We start from the raw sequence: 16,112 nt of genomic DNA, 5'->3' as shown, positions 1-16,112 counted from the left end.
TTCCGCCCCCAGGGGCGGCTTCCCCACATTCTACATAGCCAATCCATGTCAGCTTCCCCCCTTGTCGATCGTTGGATCGTACTGAAGTTCGGCGGCACTTCGGTGTCGCGTCGTCACCGCTGGGACACGATCGGGAAGCTGGCGAAAAAACGCGCGGAAGAGACTGGCTCGCGTGTGCTGGTGGTGGTGTCGGCGCTGTCCGGGGTCACCAACGAACTGACCGCGATCGCCGATGGCGCGCCGGACAGCCGTGATCGCGTGGCCGCGCTTGTCGAACGCCATGAAGGCTTCCTGGCCGAACTGGGCCTGGGCCGCGAAGTACTGGCCGAGCGCCTGGCGGCGCTGCAGGGCCTGCTCGACGACCCGCGTGCGGCCACCCGCCCGCTGCAGTGGCAGGCCGAAGTGCTGGGCCAGGGCGAGCTGTTGTCGTCCACGCTGGGCGCGGCCTATCTGCACGCTTCGGGCCTGGACATGGGCTGGATGGATGCCCGCCAGTGGCTGGACGCGATGCCGCCGCAGCCGAACCAGAGCGACTGGTCGCAGCGCCTGTCGGTGAACTGCCAGTGGCGTGCCGATGCGGAGTGGATGCAGCGCTTCCGCGCGCAGCCGACCCGCCTGCTGATCACCCAGGGTTTCATCTCGCGGCATGCCGATGGCGGTACCGCCATCCTCGGCCGTGGTGGCTCGGATACCTCGGCGGCGTACTTCGGCGCGCTGCTCGGCGCCAGCCGCGTGGAGATCTGGACCGATGTGCCGGGCATGTTCAGTGCGAATCCGCGCGACGTGCCCGACGCGCGCCTGCTGACCCGCCTGGACTATTACGAGGCGCAGGAAATCGCTACCACCGGCGCCAAGGTGCTGCACCCGCGCTCGATCAAGCCGTGCCGCGATGCCGGCGTGCCGATGGCCATCCTCGATACCGAGCGCCCGGAACTGCCGGGCACCAGCATCGACGGCAGTGCTGCGCCGGTGCCGGGCGTGAAGGCGATCAGCCGCCGCAACGGCATCGTGCTGGTGTCGATGGAAGGCATCGGCATGTGGCAGCAGGTCGGCTTCCTGGCCGATGTGTTCAACCTGTTCAAGAAGCATGGCCTGTCGGTCGACCTGATCGGTTCGGCCGAAACCAACGTCACCGTGTCGCTGGATCCGTCCGAGAATCTGGTCAACACCGATGTGCTGGCCGCGCTGTCGGCCGACCTGTCGCAGATCTGCAAGGTGAAGGTGATCGTGCCGTGCGCGGCGATCACCCTGGTTGGCCGTGGCATGCGTTCGCTGCTGCACAAGCTGTCGGACGTGTGGGCCACCTTCGGCCGCGAGCGCGTGCACATGATCTCGCAGTCGTCCAACGACCTGAACCTGACCTTCGTCATCGACGAAGCCGATGCCGATGGCCTGCTGCCGATCCTGCACGCCGAGCTGATCGACAGCGGTGCGATGCCGGTGGAAGAAACCGAAGTGTTCGGCCCGCGCTGGCGCGAGATCGCCGGCACCGTGCGCCCGCGTGGCACGCCGTGGTGGCGGGGCCAGCGTGCGCACCTGCTGCAGCTGGCCGACGCCGGTACGCCGCGCTACGTCTACCACCTGCCGACCGTGCGCGCCCGTGCCCGCGCGCTGGCCGCGATCAAGCCGATCGATCAGCGTTACTACGCGATCAAGGCCAACAGCCACCCGGCCATCCTGCAGCTGCTGGAAGCCGAAGGCTTCGGTCTGGAGTGCGTATCGCACGGTGAGCTGAAGCACGTGTTCCAGCACCTGCCGGAACTGTCGCCCAAGCGCGTGCTGTTCACCCCCAGCTTCTGCCCGCGCAGCGAGTACGAAGCCGCGTTCGCGCTGGGCGTGACCGTCACCGTCGACAACGTCGAAGCGCTGCAGCGCTGGCCGGACCTGTTCCGCAACCGCGAGCTGTGGCTGCGCGTCGATCTGGGCCGTGGCGAAGGTCACCATGCCAAGGTCCGCACCGGTGGCAAGGATTCCAAGTTCGGCCTGCCGATCGCCCGCGTCGATGAGTTCGTGCGCGCGGCCACCGATCTGGGCAGCCGCGTGGTCGGCCTGCATGCGCACCTGGGCAGCGGCGTGGAAACCGCGCAGCACTGGCGCCTGATGTGCGATGAGCTGGCCGGCTTCGCCCGCCGCATCGGCAGTGTGCACACCATCGATATCGGCGGTGGCCTGCCGATTCCGTACAGCGACGAAGATGAGCCGTTCGACCTGGACGCCTGGGCCGAGGGCCTGGCCGAGGTCAAGGCGCTGCACCCGGCATTCCGCCTGGCGATCGAGCCGGGCCGCTACCTGGTGGCCGAATCCGGCGTGCTGCTGACCCATGTCACCCAGGTGGTGGAGAAGGACGGCGTGCGCCGCGTCGGCCTGGATGCTGGCATGAACGCGCTGATGCGGCCGGCCCTGTACGACGCCTGGCACGACATCGAGAACCTCAGCCGCCAGGGCGGTTATGCCGAAGCGGCGTTCGACGTGGTCGGCCCGATCTGCGAATCCAGCGATGTGTTCGGCAAGCGCCGCAAGTTGCCGGTGTCGACCGCGCCGGACGATGTGATGCTGATCGCCGACGCCGGCGCCTACGGCTATTCGATGGCCAATACCTACAACCAGCGGATGCTGCCGCGCGAAGACGTGATCGAATGACCACCGCGCGCGCCCTGCACCCGCCCACCGACACGCCCCGCGCCATCGCGCGGGCCCGTGCCTGACCGGATACACCATGACTGCTTTCGACAAACACCAGGTTTCCCGCTTCCGCTTCGTCCGCTGCGAATTCGCCGCGGATACCGGCGTGGCCAGGCTGGTCTACGCCTTTGATGACGGCCCGGAGATGGTGGAAACCATCACCGTGCCGGGCGCCCCGTTCGTGCTGGACGAAGCGCGTAGCGCCGCCGTGCAGCGCGCGTTGCAGCTGCTGCACCTGATCGCCGGTGTCAGCTACTACAAGGCGGGCGTGCCGGAGACGGTCAGCATCGACAGCTACACCATCGATGCCGATACCGCTGCGCTGGTGGAGACGGTCTACCTCAACGGCCTGGGTGAGTTTGCGTACCGCAACGGCCTGAACCTGCGCGGGCGCTTCCGCCTGCCGGTGCAGGGCGACGCGGTGCAGGCGCCGGTGCTGGGCCTGCAGCCGCACGCGCTGGTGGCGATCGGTGGCGGCAAGGATTCGCTGGTCAGCATTGAAGCGCTGCGCCGTGCCGGCGTGGACGAGACCGTGACCTGGATCGGTGGCTCGCAGCTGATCCGCGCCTGTGCCGAGCGTACCGGCCTGCCGACGCTGAACCTGGGCCGCGCGCTGGCGCCGGAACTGTTCGAGCTCAACCGCCAGGGCGCCTGGAACGGGCATATCCCGGTTACCGCGGTGAACTCGGCGATCATGGTGCTGGCCGCGCTGCTGCAGGGCGTGGACCAGGTGGTGTTCTCCAACGAACGTTCGGCCAGCTACGGCAGCCAGATTCCAGGCACCGGCGAAGTGAACCACCAGTGGTCCAAGGGCTGGGCGTTCGAGCAGGCGTTCGGCAGCCACGTGCAGAAGCACGTCGCTGCGGACCTGCAGTACTACTCGCTGCTGCGCCCGATGTCGGAGCTGGCGGTGGCTCGCCAGTTCGCCAAGACCGACTTCTACGACGCGCATTTCTCCAGCTGCAACCGCAACTTCCACATCCTCGGCGAGCGCCCGGTGAACCGCTGGTGCGGCGTCTGCCCGAAGTGCCATTTCGTGTTCCTGGCGCTGGCCCCGTTCATGCCCAAGACGCGCCTGGTGCGTATCTTCGGCCGCAACCTGCTGGACGATGCCGAGCAGGCCGGTGGCTTCGACGCACTGCTGGAGTTCCAGGACCACAAGCCGTTCGAGTGCGTGGGCGAAGGCCGCGAATCGCGCGCGGCGATGGCGACCCTGGCGCAGCGCCCGGAGTGGAAGGAAGACGTGCTGGTGAAGCGCTTCTGCAATGAGATCCAGCCGCAGCTGGATGCCGCCGAACTGGAACTGGCACCGCTGCTGCAGCTGCAGGGCGAGCACCGCGTTCCGGCTGCGCTGTGGGAACGGGTGCGTGAAGATTTCGAAGCTTGAAGGAAAGCGCATTGCGCTGTGGGGCTGGGGCCGTGAGGGCCGCGCCGCGTTTGCGGTGCTGCGTGAGCGCCTGCCCACGCTGCCGCTGAGCCTGTTCTGCCCGGCGTCCGAAGTCGAGGCCGCGCGCCTGGAAACACAGGGCGCGCTGGACGTGCGTGGCGAGCCTTCCGCTGAAGCGCTGGCCATGTTCGACGTTGTGATCAAATCGCCCGGCATCAGTCCCTACCAGCCGATCGCGCTGGCGGCGGCAGGGCAGGGCACGACCTTCATCGGCGGCACCGCGCTGTGGTTTGCCGAGCACGCGGCTGAAGATGGCATCGTGCACGACACCGTGTGCGTGACCGGCACCAAGGGCAAGAGCACCACCACCGCGCTGGTGGCGCACCTGCTGCGCGCCGCCGGCCACCGCACCGGACTGGTCGGCAACATCGGCCTGCCGCTGCTGGAAGTGCTGGACCCGCAGCCCGCGCCCGAATACTGGGCGGTGGAGCTGTCCAGCTACCAGACCGGCGAAGTGGCGCGCAGTGGCGCCCGCCCGCAGGTGGCGGTGGTGTTGAACCTGTTCCCGGAACACCTGGACTGGCACGGCAGCGAGCAGCGCTACATCGAGGACAAGCTGCGGCTGGTGACCGAGGCCGCGCCGCGCATCGCCGTGCTCAACGCCGCCGATCCGCACCTGGCCGCGCTCTCGTTGCCTGACAGCGACGTGGTCTGGTTCAACCAGCCGCAGGGCTGGCATATGCGCGGTGACGTCGTGCATCGCGGCGAACAGGCCGTGTTCGATACCCGCAACACGCCGCTGCCGGGCCGCCACAACCGCGGCAACCTGTGCGCGGTGCTGGCCGCACTGGAAGCACTGGGCCTGGACGCGGTGGCGCTGGCGCCGGCGGTGCAGGACTTCCGTCCGCTGCCGAACCGCCTGCAGCGCATCGGCGTGGCCGATGGCCTTACCTACGTCAACGATTCGATCAGCACCACGCCGCATGCCAGTCTGGCCGCGCTGGAGTGCTTTGCCGGCCAGCGTATCGCGCTGCTGGTGGGGGGGCATGACCGTGGTCTGGACTGGACCGATTTCATGCAGCACATGGCGCACGATGTGCCGCCGGTGGAGATCGTGACCATGGGCAGCAACGGCCCGCGCATCCACGCGATGCTGCAGCCGCTGGCCGATGCCCGCCGTTTCGGCCTGCACGCGGCGGGCGATCTGCCGGAGGCGATGGCGCTGGCACGTGCCGCGCTGGGTGTGCAGGGCGGGGTGGTATTGCTGTCGCCGGGCGCGCCGAGCTTTGGGGCCTACCGCGATTACGTAGCGCGTGGTCGTCATTTCGCCGAGTTGGCCGGCTTCGATCCGGACAGCATCAGTGCGATTCCCGGGTTGGGTATCGCCTGATTGCCGGCCGGGGGTCGGATCCCTTTCGCAGGAAAGGGCTCTGACCCCAGCGAGTTAACATCGGCGCATTCCCGGACGGATTCGAGAAGCCCGATGTGCACCTTCATCACCGTGTTCCTGCCCACCATGCTGGCCCACGATACGGCTGCTGCGATCTTCACCCGCAGCGGCCGGCGCCTGTTCGCGCAGTCGTCGCCCAGCCTGCAGGCGGCGGTCGGGCCCGGTTGGCAGCCGTGGCTGAGTGCCACGCACTGCGATTGCGGCACGGCGCTGGCCTCGGCGCAGGCGGAGCCGGAATGGAAGGGCGATGCCGAGCGCTGGCGGAAGAAGGGCTGGAGCGAGGCGAAGATCGCCCGTGCGCTGGCCGAGCAACTGGCGCGGCATGCGCAGGATCAGCAGGTGCGCCGCGATGAAGCAGTGGGCGACGCCGGCCAGTGGCTGCAGCGCATCGACGCGCTGCTGCTGGCCGGGGCCGCGCGCATCGGCCTGCTGGTGCGTGACTACGACGGTGCGGTGAGTGCCCGGCAGCCGAAGCCACCGGAACATCATTGGTCGCGGGATCAGCTGGATGCAGCGGATCTGCTGGCGTTCGCGCCGGGCACGTTGCATTGGATCGAGCGCGGGTGAGATGGCCGTCCACGCATGGCGTGGATCTACTCCTGATCGATGAACGCGTAATCGCGATCAATCAGCTGTTGCAGGTACGCATCGAAACTGGGTGCGATGACTACGTAACTGTCCGGATCATGCAGGAAGCGTACCACCTGCCCAACCGTGCCACCCGGCGCCGGATCGAAATCCAGGTACAGCATCGAGGTGCCGCCGTTGTTCATGCAGTGCGAGAAGCACAGGCGGCGGTTCATCGGCAGATCCGCGTCGATGCCTTCACCCAGGATCTCCGGCTCCTCATCCAGCCACTCTTCGTAGATGGAACGAATGCTGTCGTCCCATTGCTGCTGGTCCTCGAAGATCTGCGCGACCGAGCGCAGGTAGTACGGGTAATCGCCCACATCTGAACCCAGCACCAGCACGCAGACCTCGCCGCCGGGGTACTCACGGAAGTGGGTGCCATCCACGCGTGACAGCAGTTCCAGCAGGCTGTCCGGCACCTGCGGCCACTGCGCGCGCAGGCGTTGCAGGTCTTCGGCGCCGGCGCCTTCGACCCAGGCCCACTGGGCGGCATCCTCGGCAGGCAGACGCGGAACAAGGCCAGACAGAAAGCGATCGACAAGATTCATGCGGTAAAAGGGGGACGGAGGGGATTAAGTCGTATCCAACCACACCTGCGTCACGTCGCCAATGCAGAATGCGACGCGGGAGGGGCGAATACGGCTTAATCCCCTCCGTCCCCTTTTTCTTGCGGAGCAGGCGCATGAATCGTTGGCGATGCGGTGTGGCGGTGATGCTGGGGCTGGCGGCGATGCCGGCGTGGGCGGTGATGAAGACCCAGCCGGTGGAGTGGAAGCACCAGGGCACGACCTTCAGTGGCGTGCTGGTCTATGACGATGGTGGGCACGACAAGCGCCCAGGCCTGGTGATGGTGCCGAACTGGAAGGGTGTGAACGAATCGGCGGTGGAGAAGGCCAGGCAGCTGGCCGGCGATGACTACGTGGTGCTGGTGGCCGATGTGTACGGCAAGGGCGTGCGGCCGAAGACCGATGCCGAGGCCGGGCCGGTGGCCAGCAAGCTGCGCAACGATCGGCCGCTGCTGCGTGCCCGCGCGCTGGAAGCGGTGAATGTGCTCAAGGCGCAGGCCGGCAAGGCGCCGCTCGATGCCAGTCGGATCGGTGCGGTGGGCTTCTGCTTCGGCGGCACCACGGTGCTGGAGCTGGCCCGCGCCGGTGCGCCGCTGGCCGGGGTGGTCAGCCTGCACGGTGGGCTGGGTTCGCCATTGCCGGCGCAGGCCGGTGGCAGCCATCCCTCGGTGCTGGTGCTCAACGGTGCCGACGACAAGAGCGTGACCGCCGAGGACATCGGCAGCTTCCAGAAGGAAATGGACGCGGCCAAGGTCGACTGGGAATTCACCAACTACAGCGGGGCGGTGCACTGCTTCGCCGAGCGCGATGCCAACAGCCCGCCAGGCTGCCAGTACAACGAACGGGCGGCCAAGCGCGCGTGGAAGGCGCTGGATGAATTCTTCGAGGAGCGCTTCGAGAAACGTTGAACCATGCAGCGGTAGTGCCGGCCGCTGGCCGGCAACCTCACAATGCTGCGGATGTCATAGGGAATGCCGGCCAGCGGCCGGCACTACCGATGCTTCAGTGCCGACCAACGGTCGGCACCCACCGGAATGCCGGTTTGGTAGGTGCCGACCGTTGGTCGGTACTACCGGTCAATGCGAGCGCTGCACCGCGTAGCGGGCCAGGCCGCGCAGGGCGGCAACAGCGTCGTTGTCGCCGAGGCCATCGAGCGCGCGCTCGGCGGCTTCGGCATATTCCTCGGCACGCGCGCGGCTGTACTCCAGGCCGCCGGTGGTGCGGATCGCGGCCAGCACTTCCGGCATCGCCGAGGCATCGCCGTCCTGCACGATGGTGCGCAGGCGCTCGCGGGTGGCGTCGTCGGAGTGGGCCATCGCGTGGATCAGTGGCAGCGTGGCCTTGCCTTCGGCGAGGTCGTCGCCCAGGTTCTTGCCCAGTTCCTCGGCGTTGGCCGAGTAGTCCAGCACGTCGTCGGCGATCTGGAACGCGTAGCCCAGGTGCATGCCGTAGTCGAACAGGGCCTGCTGGGTGGCTTCATCCACGCCGCTGGCCAGCGCGCCCAGGCGGGTGCCGGCGGCGAACAGCACCGCGGTCTTGCGCTCGATCACGCGCAGGTACGCGGCTTCGTCGGTGTCCGGGTTGTGCACGTGCAGCAGCTGCAGCACCTCACCCTCGGCGATGCGGTTGGTGGCATCGGCCAGGATCTGCATCACCGACATGCGTTCCAGCTCGACCATCAGCTGGAAGCTGCGCGAGTACAGGAAGTCACCCACCAGCACGCTGGGTGCGTTGCCCCACAGCGCGTTGGCGGTGCTGCGGCCACGGCGCAGGCTGGATTCGTCCACCACGTCGTCGTGCAGCAGGGTGGAGGTATGGATGAATTCGATGATCGCCGCCAGCTGGTGGTGGTCCGGGCCGGCGTGGCCGACCGCATGGCCGGCCAGCATCACCAGCATCGGGCGCAGGCGCTTGCCACCGGCGGAAATGATGTGGTCGGCGATCTGGTTGATCAGCACGACGTCCGAGGACAGCCGGCGCCGGATCAGGGCGTCGACGGCGGCCATGTCGGCCGCGGCAAGCGACTGGATCTGGGGCAGGCCCAGGGCGGGACGGGTGTCTTCGGTGATGGTCATGCGATCAGGCTTTCAGGCTCACCGCCGATTATAGGCGCTGGCCGTGAATTCGGGCGCAAACCGGGCTGGCCGGTGTTCGCGGCCCCGCAAACGCTGCCGCCTGCGTGAATACGTATGCAGGTTGCGCCATGCCCGCGGGGCCGCCGCTAAGCTTGCCGGATCAGGTTTTCAGCCCGCTGCCGGCGGGTCCCGCATGCCCGGAGGGGGGCTGTCGATGTCGCACTATCCATGGTGGCGCGGAGCCGTCATCTACCAGATCTACCCGCGCAGCTACCTCGACGCCAACGGCGACGGGGTGGGCGACCTGCCGGGCATCATCGAGCGGCTGGACCACATCGCCGCGCTGGGCGTGGATGCGATCTGGATCTCGCCGTTCTTCAAGTCGCCGATGGCCGACTTCGGCTATGACATCGCCGACTACCGCGATGTCGACCCGCTGTTCGGCAGCCTGGACGACTTCGACCGCCTGCTGGCCAAGGCCCACGGCCTGGGCCTGAAGGTGATGATCGACCAGGTGCTGAGCCACACCTCGATCGAGCATGCTTGGTTCCGCGAGAGCCGCCAGGACCGCAGCAACCCGAAGGCGGACTGGTACGTCTGGGCCGACCCGCGCGAGGACGGCACCCCGCCCAACAACTGGCTGTCGCTGTTCGGCGGCTGCGCCTGGCAGTGGGAGCCGCGCCGCGAGCAGTACTACCTGCACAACTTCCTGGTCGACCAGCCGGACCTGAACTTCCATCACCCGGACGTGCAGCAGGCGACCCTGGACAACGTGCGCTTCTGGCTGGACCGCGGCGTGGATGGTTTCCGCCTGGATGCGATCAACTTCTGCTTCCACGACGCACAGCTGCGTGACAACCCGGCCAAGCCCGCCGACAAGCGGGTGGGGCGCGGCTTCAGCCCGGACAACCCGTACGCCTACCAGTACCACTACTACAACAACACCCAGCCGGAGAACCTGCCGTTCCTGGAGCGCCTGCGCGCGCTGCTGGACGAGTACCCGGGGGCGGTCAGCCTGGGCGAGATCTCTTCGGAGGACTCGCTGGCCACCACGGCCGAGTACACCCGCGATGGCCGCCTGCACATGGGCTACAGCTTCGAGCTGCTGGTGGACGACTACAGCGCGGCCTACATCCGCGATACGGTCTCGCGGCTGGAAGCGGCGATGACCGAAGGCTGGCCGTGCTGGGCAGTTTCGAATCACGACGTGGAGCGGGCGGTCAGCCGCTGGGGCGGCCACCCGGCCGACCCGCGCCTGGCGCGGATGCTGGTGGCGATGCTGTGCTCGCTGCGCGGCTCGGTCTGCCTGTACCAGGGTGAAGAGCTGGGCCTGGCCGAGGCGGAGGTACCGTTCGAGGCCCTGCAGGACCCCTATGGCATCACCTTCTGGCCCAACTTCAAGGGTCGCGACGGTTGCCGTACCCCGCTGCCGTGGACCGATGCGCCGCTGGCCGGCTTCACCACCGGCCAGCCGTGGCTGCCGATCCCGGCCGAGCACCGCGCCGCGGCGGTAGCCGTGCAGGAACGCGACCCGCACTCGGTCCTGGCCGCGTTCCGGGCCTTCCTGGCCTGGCGGCATACCCAGCCGGCCCTATTGCATGGCAGCATCAGATTCATCGAAAGCGCCGAGCCAGTGCTGCTGTTCGAGCGTATGCTTGCAGATGAAACCCTCCTGCTGGCCTTCAACCTGTCGGCCGAGGCGGTGAGCCATCCGCTGCCGCCGGGCAACTGGCAGCAGGTGGCGGTGCCGGGCCCGGAAGCGGGCACGGTGCAGGGCAATGAACTCCAGCTGCCGCCGCGTGCGGTGTATTGCGCCCGACGCAGCTGACCGTTTTCTCCGGTGGCGGTACTTGCGGGGACGGGGCCGAAGCGCCCCGTCCCTTTTTTGTGGGTGGGCTTCCGGCGAAAGGCATCCACGCATGGCGTGGATCTACGGGTTGGGGCGGCGCTGGGTAGATCCACGCCACGCGTGGATGGGCATCCAGGCAAAAGAAAACCCGCTGCCTGCGCAGCGGGTTTTCCATGTGTTGCTGGCCAGCGGCCGGCACTACCCGGTCATGGTCAGAACTTGTAGTTCACGCCCAGCATGTAGGTGCGGCCCCACTCGATGTACTCCAGCGGGCGGTCCTTGCTGCCGGCGTAGGTGCGGTACGGCTCGTTGGTCAGGTTGCTGCCCTGCAGCAGCAGGGTCAGGCCACGCAAAGCGCTGCTGTCGCTGAAGGTGTAGCTGACCTGCGCATCGGTCACGTTCTCGCCCACCACGTAGCGCAGGCTGCGGTTGCCGTTGAAGTTGCCGATCTCACCGATGAAGTCCGAACGGCGGCGCTGGCTGACGCGTGCTTCAAAGCCGCTGCGCTCGTAATAGGCGGTGAAGTTGTACACGCGCTTGGACAGGCCCGGCAGGCTGATCGGGTCACTGCCCACGCTGGAGGCGCTCTCCGGATCCAGGATGGTGATGTCGCTCTTGTTGAAGGTCGCGCTGGCCTGCACGCCGAAGCCACGCAGGCTGTCGGTCAGCATCTCCAGCGGGAACGATGCGGTCAGCTCCAGGCCCTTCAACGTGCCGCCCTTGCCGTTCTGCGGCGCGGAGAAGGTGCCGGTGGTCAGCACCGGCGAGGTCATGCCCGGTGGCGGCACGTAGCTGCCCAGCAGCGAGGTGAAGTCGTAGTTGTCCACCGACTGGGTGTAGACGTAGCTCTTCAGGTCCTTGTAGAAGATCGCGGCGGCCACGTAGGCCTTCTCGCCGAAGTACTTCTCATAGGACAGGTCCAGCGCGGTGGCACGCCACGGGTCCAGCAGTGGATTGCCGCCACTGCCGCCCGGCCGGCCGGTACCGGTGTCCACGCCGAACTCCAGGCCGGCGCGCATCTGGTCCACGCGCGGGCGCGCGACCTGCTTGGCGGCGGCGAAGCGCAGCGTCTGCTGGTGCGGGAACATGAAGGCCAGGTTCAAGCTCGGCAGCCAGTCGTTGTAGGTGCGGCCGTTCGAATACGGCTGCACGTTGTTGCCGGCCGACTGCGAGCTGTCCCAGTACCGCGAATCCGAGCTCTGGTCGGTGTGCTGCATCTGCACGCCGATGTTGCCACGCACGCCCACTTCACCGATGTCGGTGTTGATGTTCAGGCGCGCCCAGGCCGTGGTGATCTTTTCCTGCACCGACCACGACTTGGGAATCAGGTAGTCCAGGTTGTCGACCGGGTTGAAGGTCATGTAGCGGCCCACTGCGGCCGGCACGTCCCAGGCCGGGATGGTGCCCAGGCCGGCGAAACCCAGGTTGACCGGGCGGTACTGCAGGTCCGAGGCGATGTTGGCGTCGCCCTGCGCGCCGAGCAGGATGTTGCCTTCGGACTGGGTCTTCACCTTGCGGCGGTCGGCGTAGTTCACGCCGATGTCGATGTCCGGCGCCCACGAGGCGATGGCGTCGGGCAGGGCGATGGTGGCGGCCAGCTTGCCCCCCTTCAGGCGGTCTTCCACCTTCGGCACCTTGCCGTAGCCGGAACCGTAGATGGTGTTGGTCAGGAACAGCGCATCGGGGTTGGAGTAGTTCAGGCCCGGGCTGATCTGCGAGAAGCCGTCCTGGCGGATCGACACGCCGACCGTGTCCAGCTGCGGCATCGGGGTCAGCTGCAGGTTGTTTTCCAGGTTCAGCTCGTCGCGCGTGGCCTTGGAGTAGTTCAGGTCGGCGACCAGCTTGACGCCGCCGAAATTGAACTCGTTGTTCCAACCGAACGCATCGATCTTGTCCTTGCGCTTGTTGTACATGCCGCGCACCAGCGGATACACGCCGCTGGCGGTGCCGCCGGTGAACGAGCCGTTGGCGTTGATCTGCGGGTTGCTGACCAGCAGGCCCGGGGTGTAGTTGCCGTTGTAGTTGCTGAGGTTCAGCTCGAACTGGTTGGCGGTGTCGATCTGCTCGGCTTCGGTGTGGAAGGCATCGAAGGTGCTGGTCCAGCTGTTGTTCGGCCGGAACTGGATCGTGGCCATCACGCCGTCGCGCTTGTTGTTGCCGGTGCGGCGCAGCGCCTTGATGCCATCGGAGAAGTAGGTGCCGGCGCCCACGCCCGGGCGGTCGCCCTTGTCGGTGTGCTCGGTGGTCCACGGCTCGTACAGGCCGACCTGGTTCTCCTGGATCGGCATGTCGCTGTGCGCGTAGCCGATGGCGATGCCCAGGGTCTTGTCCAGGAACTGGTCGATGTAGCTGGCGCTGAAGCGGTTGCCGTACGGATCGACATTGGCGGCGCGGCCCAGCGAACTCTTCTGGTAGCGGCCACTGACCGCGATCACGCGCTCGCCGAAGCTGAGCGGGCGTGCGGTCTGCATGTCGATGGTGCCCGACAGGCCCTGGCCGACCAGCGCCGCGTCCGGGGTCTTGTACACCGTCACGCCGTTGACCAGCTCGGACGGGTACTGGTCGAACTCGACGCCGCGGTTGTCGCCGGTGCTGACCACTTCCCGGCCATTGAGCAGAGTGGTGGCGAAGTCCGGTGACAGGCCGCGCACGCTGATCACCTGCGCACGGCCCGCCACGCGCTGGGCGGCCAGGCCGGGCAGGCGCGAGATGGATTCGGCGATGCTGACGTCGGGCAGCTTGCCGATGTCTTCGGCGGAGATCGCTTCGACCACCGAGGTGGCGTCCTGCTTGACCGCGATCGCGCTCTCGATGCCGCGGCGGATGCCGGTGACCTGCACCGTATCCAGGTTGGTGGCGGCGGTGCCGGCCGGCGTGGTGGTGTTCTGCGTGGACTGTGCCGACGCCAGCGTCGGCGCCAGGACAACGGCCAGCGCGATGCTGAGCGCGCTGCGCTTGTGGTTCAACATTTTCCCCTCCCAGGCAATGTTGCAGATCGATTCGTGAACGTCCCGGCGTGACCGTGGACGTGCGACGCGGTGGCCGCTGTCGTCGCCGCTATGGTAGGCAGCGCGTTCTTCGCGGGAATCACCCTGCATACGTATTCAATGGCGTTTGCAGGGTTGTAATCGCTTTCAAATGCCTCGTGCGGTAGTGCCGGCCGCTGGCCGGCAATCACGATCACCGGGTTGCCGGCCTGCGGCCGGCACTACCGGTGCATTCAAAGCGGTGTGAAACGAATGGCCTGCCCACCGCCTGGTGCCAGCACCAGCGTCAGGGCATCGGCGCTGGTCACTTCGCGGGTTTCGCGCATGAACGCGAACGGATTGCTGCGGAAGTCCGCGCCCTCGCCATCGCGGTAGATGTCGGCGCGGTAGCGCACGCCCGGTTCCAGGAAGCCCAGCGATACCGGCAACACGCGGCCATGCTCGTCGGTGATGCTGCCGAGGAACCAGTCGCGGCTGTTGCGGTCGTGGCGCACGATCGTCACGTAGTCACCCACTTCGCCATCGAGCACGCGGCTCTGCTCCCAGTCCACCGCCACGTCCTCGATGAAACGGAACGCCTCGCGATGCTGCAGGTAGTGTTCGGGCAGGTCCGCGGCCATCTGGATCGGGCTGTACAGCACCACGTACAGGGCAAGCTGGCGGGCCAGCGTGCTGGGAATGGCCTGGCCGTGGCGGCCCTTCAGGCTGAGGATGCCGGGGGTGTAATCCATTGGCCCGGCCAGCATGCGGGTGAACACCAGGTTGACCTCGTGCTCCGGTGGGTTGGGCGGCTGGCCCCACGCGTTGTACTCCATGCCGCGTGCGCCTTCGCGCGAGATCCAGTTGGGGTAGGTGCGGCGCAGGCCGGTGTCCTTGATCGGCTCATGTGGGTTCACCGACAGGTGCCGGCGCGCGGCCTCCTGCACCACCTTCAGGTGGTGGCGGGCCATGAACTGGCCGTCGTGCCACTCGCGCCACAGCGGGCCACCGGCCGGATTGCGGCGGTCGACCTGGCCGTCGTCGCAGACGTAGCCGGTCTTGAACTGGTCCACGCCCAGCCGCGCATACAGGTCCAGTGCGGCATCCAGCTGGTCCTCGTAATGCTCGATGGCACAGCCGGTTTCGTGGTGGCCGATCAGATGCACACCCTTCTTCAGGCCATACGCTGACAGCGCTTCGATATCGAAGTCCGGCGTGGCGCGGGTGAAGTCGAAGTCGTAGCCGTTGCCCACCCAGTTGCCGTCCCAGCCGGGGTTCCAGCCTTCCACCAACACGCCACGGAAGCCATGCGCGGCGGCGAAGTCGATCACCTTCTTCGTTTTGGCGGTGGTGGCTGCATGCTTCGGTCCGGTGGCCCAGCTCTCATTGTCCAGGTGCATCGACCACCACACGCCCAGGTACTTGGCTGGCTTCACCCAGCTCACATCGCCCAGTGCATTGGGCTCGTTGAGGTTGAGGATCAGGTCCGATTCGACCAGGCCTCCGGCGCGGTCGGCGATCTGCAGCGTGCGCCAGGGCGTGGCAAAGGGCAGGGCACGGCGCACCTTCCAGCCTTGGGCGGAGGGCGACAGCTGCGCGCGCAGGCGCTGGCCCTCGGTTCGCCGCAGCCACATGCCGGCATAGTCCACCAGCGCCGCCTCGTGGATCGCCACGTGCAGGCCATCGCGGCTGCGCAGGGTCATCGGCGTGTGTACCAGCGGCACTTCACGCAGCGGCGTGCGCTGGTACAGGTATTCGTAGTGGATCGGTTCGCCGGCGGGAATCCACCACGCGGTGGAATCCTGCGCGATGGCGAACTCGGTCAGTTCGTCATCGATGATCGCCTCGTGCAGGTTCGGCTGTTCGGGGAACACATAGCGGAAGCCCAGGCCATCGTCGTAGACGCGGAACACCACATCCAGCCGCCGCTTGCTGCCGGTGGTCTCGGCCAGCTGCACGGTCAGTTCGTTGAAGTGGTTGCGGGTGAGCCGGCGCTCGCCCCACGGCTGTTCCCAGCGGTCATCGACGCTGCGCCGCTGCTGCCCAAGCAGGGCGAAATCGCGGTCCAGGCGGCCGTCGCGCAGGGCGAAGCCGAGCTTTGAATCCTCCACCACGGTTTCGCCGAAGCGTTCGACGCGGTAGCGGGCAGTGCCGCCGTCCAGCACCAGGCGGACCGTGAGCACCTTGCCCGGTGATTCGACGCTGGCCACCTGTGGCGCGGCCTGTGCCAGCGTGGCCAGGCCCAGCAGGGCCAGTCCGAGCACATGCGCGAACACCGCGCGTACAGCAGTGGGTGACATCGGCATTTCCCCTCCCAAGGCGCCGTTGGCAGACCCGGACCATAAGCCAGTGCGACAGGCGCGCTACCGCGCAACGCCATGAATACGTATGCAGCTGGACGCAGCCGACAGCCCCGCGTCTACCATGGGGCCAAGGCACCTTGAGGGAGGGGCCGCGCCCGCCCGCCGGCAACGACGGTGCGGACCTACAACGCGTGCAGAGAGGGA

10 protein-coding genes are annotated in these 16,112 nt (G+C 67.3%); 6 read left to right on the top strand and 4 right to left on the bottom strand.

From position 1 onward, the window contains the following. The first annotated feature begins 45 nt into the window (after window positions 1-45). The 4 genes from BKE09_RS05705 to BKE09_RS05690 all read left to right on the top strand — a co-directional run bounded on the left by BKE09_RS05705 (window position 46) and on the right by BKE09_RS05690 (window position 6,086). Window positions 46-2,640 (top strand): bifunctional aspartate kinase/diaminopimelate decarboxylase, encoded by a 2,595-nt coding sequence (locus tag BKE09_RS05705; RefSeq protein ID WP_075675128.1) that lies wholly within the window; start codon window positions 46-48, stop codon window positions 2,638-2,640. A 76-nt stretch (window positions 2,641-2,716) separates the two neighbouring features. Then, on the top strand, window positions 2,717-4,069 hold the full coding sequence (murL, locus tag BKE09_RS05700; RefSeq protein WP_075675127.1) for a UDP-N-acetyl-alpha-D-muramoyl-L-alanyl-L-glutamate epimerase: 1,353 nt from the start codon (window positions 2,717-2,719) through the stop codon (window positions 4,067-4,069). Further along, window positions 4,050-5,459, top strand: a complete 1,410-nt coding sequence (murD, locus tag BKE09_RS05695; protein ID WP_075675126.1) for a UDP-N-acetylmuramoyl-L-alanine--D-glutamate ligase — start codon at window positions 4,050-4,052, stop codon at window positions 5,457-5,459. Before murL ends, murD begins: the two co-directional genes overlap by 20 nt. 93 nt (window positions 5,460-5,552) lie before the next feature. Beyond that, on the top strand, window positions 5,553-6,086 hold the full coding sequence (locus BKE09_RS05690; RefSeq protein WP_075675125.1) for a hypothetical protein: 534 nt from the start codon (window positions 5,553-5,555) through the stop codon (window positions 6,084-6,086). Window positions 6,087-6,112: 26 nt separating this feature from the next. On the opposite strand, the gene BKE09_RS05685 is transcribed toward BKE09_RS05690, so the two are convergent. Further along, window positions 6,113-6,697: an SMI1/KNR4 family protein gene (locus BKE09_RS05685; protein WP_075675124.1), complete on the bottom strand. Its 585-nt coding sequence runs from the start codon at window positions 6,695-6,697 to the stop codon at window positions 6,113-6,115. A gap of 134 nt (window positions 6,698-6,831) precedes the next feature. On the opposite strand from BKE09_RS05685, the gene BKE09_RS05680 reads away from it, so the two are divergent. Continuing rightward, window positions 6,832-7,623 (top strand): dienelactone hydrolase family protein, encoded by a 792-nt coding sequence (locus tag BKE09_RS05680; RefSeq protein ID WP_075675123.1) that lies wholly within the window; start codon window positions 6,832-6,834, stop codon window positions 7,621-7,623. A gap of 168 nt (window positions 7,624-7,791) precedes the next feature. Here the strand turns inward: BKE09_RS05680 and BKE09_RS05675 are convergent, their stop codons facing one another. Beyond that, window positions 7,792-8,790: a polyprenyl synthetase family protein gene (locus tag BKE09_RS05675; RefSeq protein ID WP_075675122.1), complete on the bottom strand. Its 999-nt coding sequence runs from the start codon at window positions 8,788-8,790 to the stop codon at window positions 7,792-7,794. Window positions 8,791-9,004: 214 nt separating this feature from the next. Between BKE09_RS05675 and BKE09_RS05670 the strand changes: the two genes are divergently transcribed. Continuing rightward, a complete protein-coding gene (locus BKE09_RS05670; RefSeq protein WP_075675121.1) occupies window positions 9,005-10,618 on the top strand; it encodes an alpha-glucosidase family protein in 1,614 nt (537 codons plus the stop codon). A gap of 233 nt (window positions 10,619-10,851) precedes the next feature. On the opposite strand, the gene BKE09_RS05665 is transcribed toward BKE09_RS05670, so the two are convergent. Together BKE09_RS05665 and BKE09_RS05660 are read right to left on the bottom strand one after the other, a co-directional pair. Then, window positions 10,852-13,608 (bottom strand): TonB-dependent receptor, encoded by a 2,757-nt coding sequence (locus BKE09_RS05665; protein ID WP_075676590.1) that lies wholly within the window; start codon window positions 13,606-13,608, stop codon window positions 10,852-10,854. A gap of 251 nt (window positions 13,609-13,859) precedes the next feature. Beyond that, a complete protein-coding gene (locus BKE09_RS05660; RefSeq protein WP_075675120.1) occupies window positions 13,860-15,911 on the bottom strand; it encodes a glycoside hydrolase family 97 protein in 2,052 nt (683 codons plus the stop codon). Between the last annotated feature and the right edge of the window lie 201 nt (window positions 15,912-16,112).

It is taken from the genome of Stenotrophomonas sp. TD3, assembly GCF_001939825.1.
Classification (GTDB): domain Bacteria; phylum Pseudomonadota; class Gammaproteobacteria; order Xanthomonadales; family Xanthomonadaceae; genus Stenotrophomonas.
This window is presented reverse-complemented; position numbering and strand designations above follow the sequence as displayed.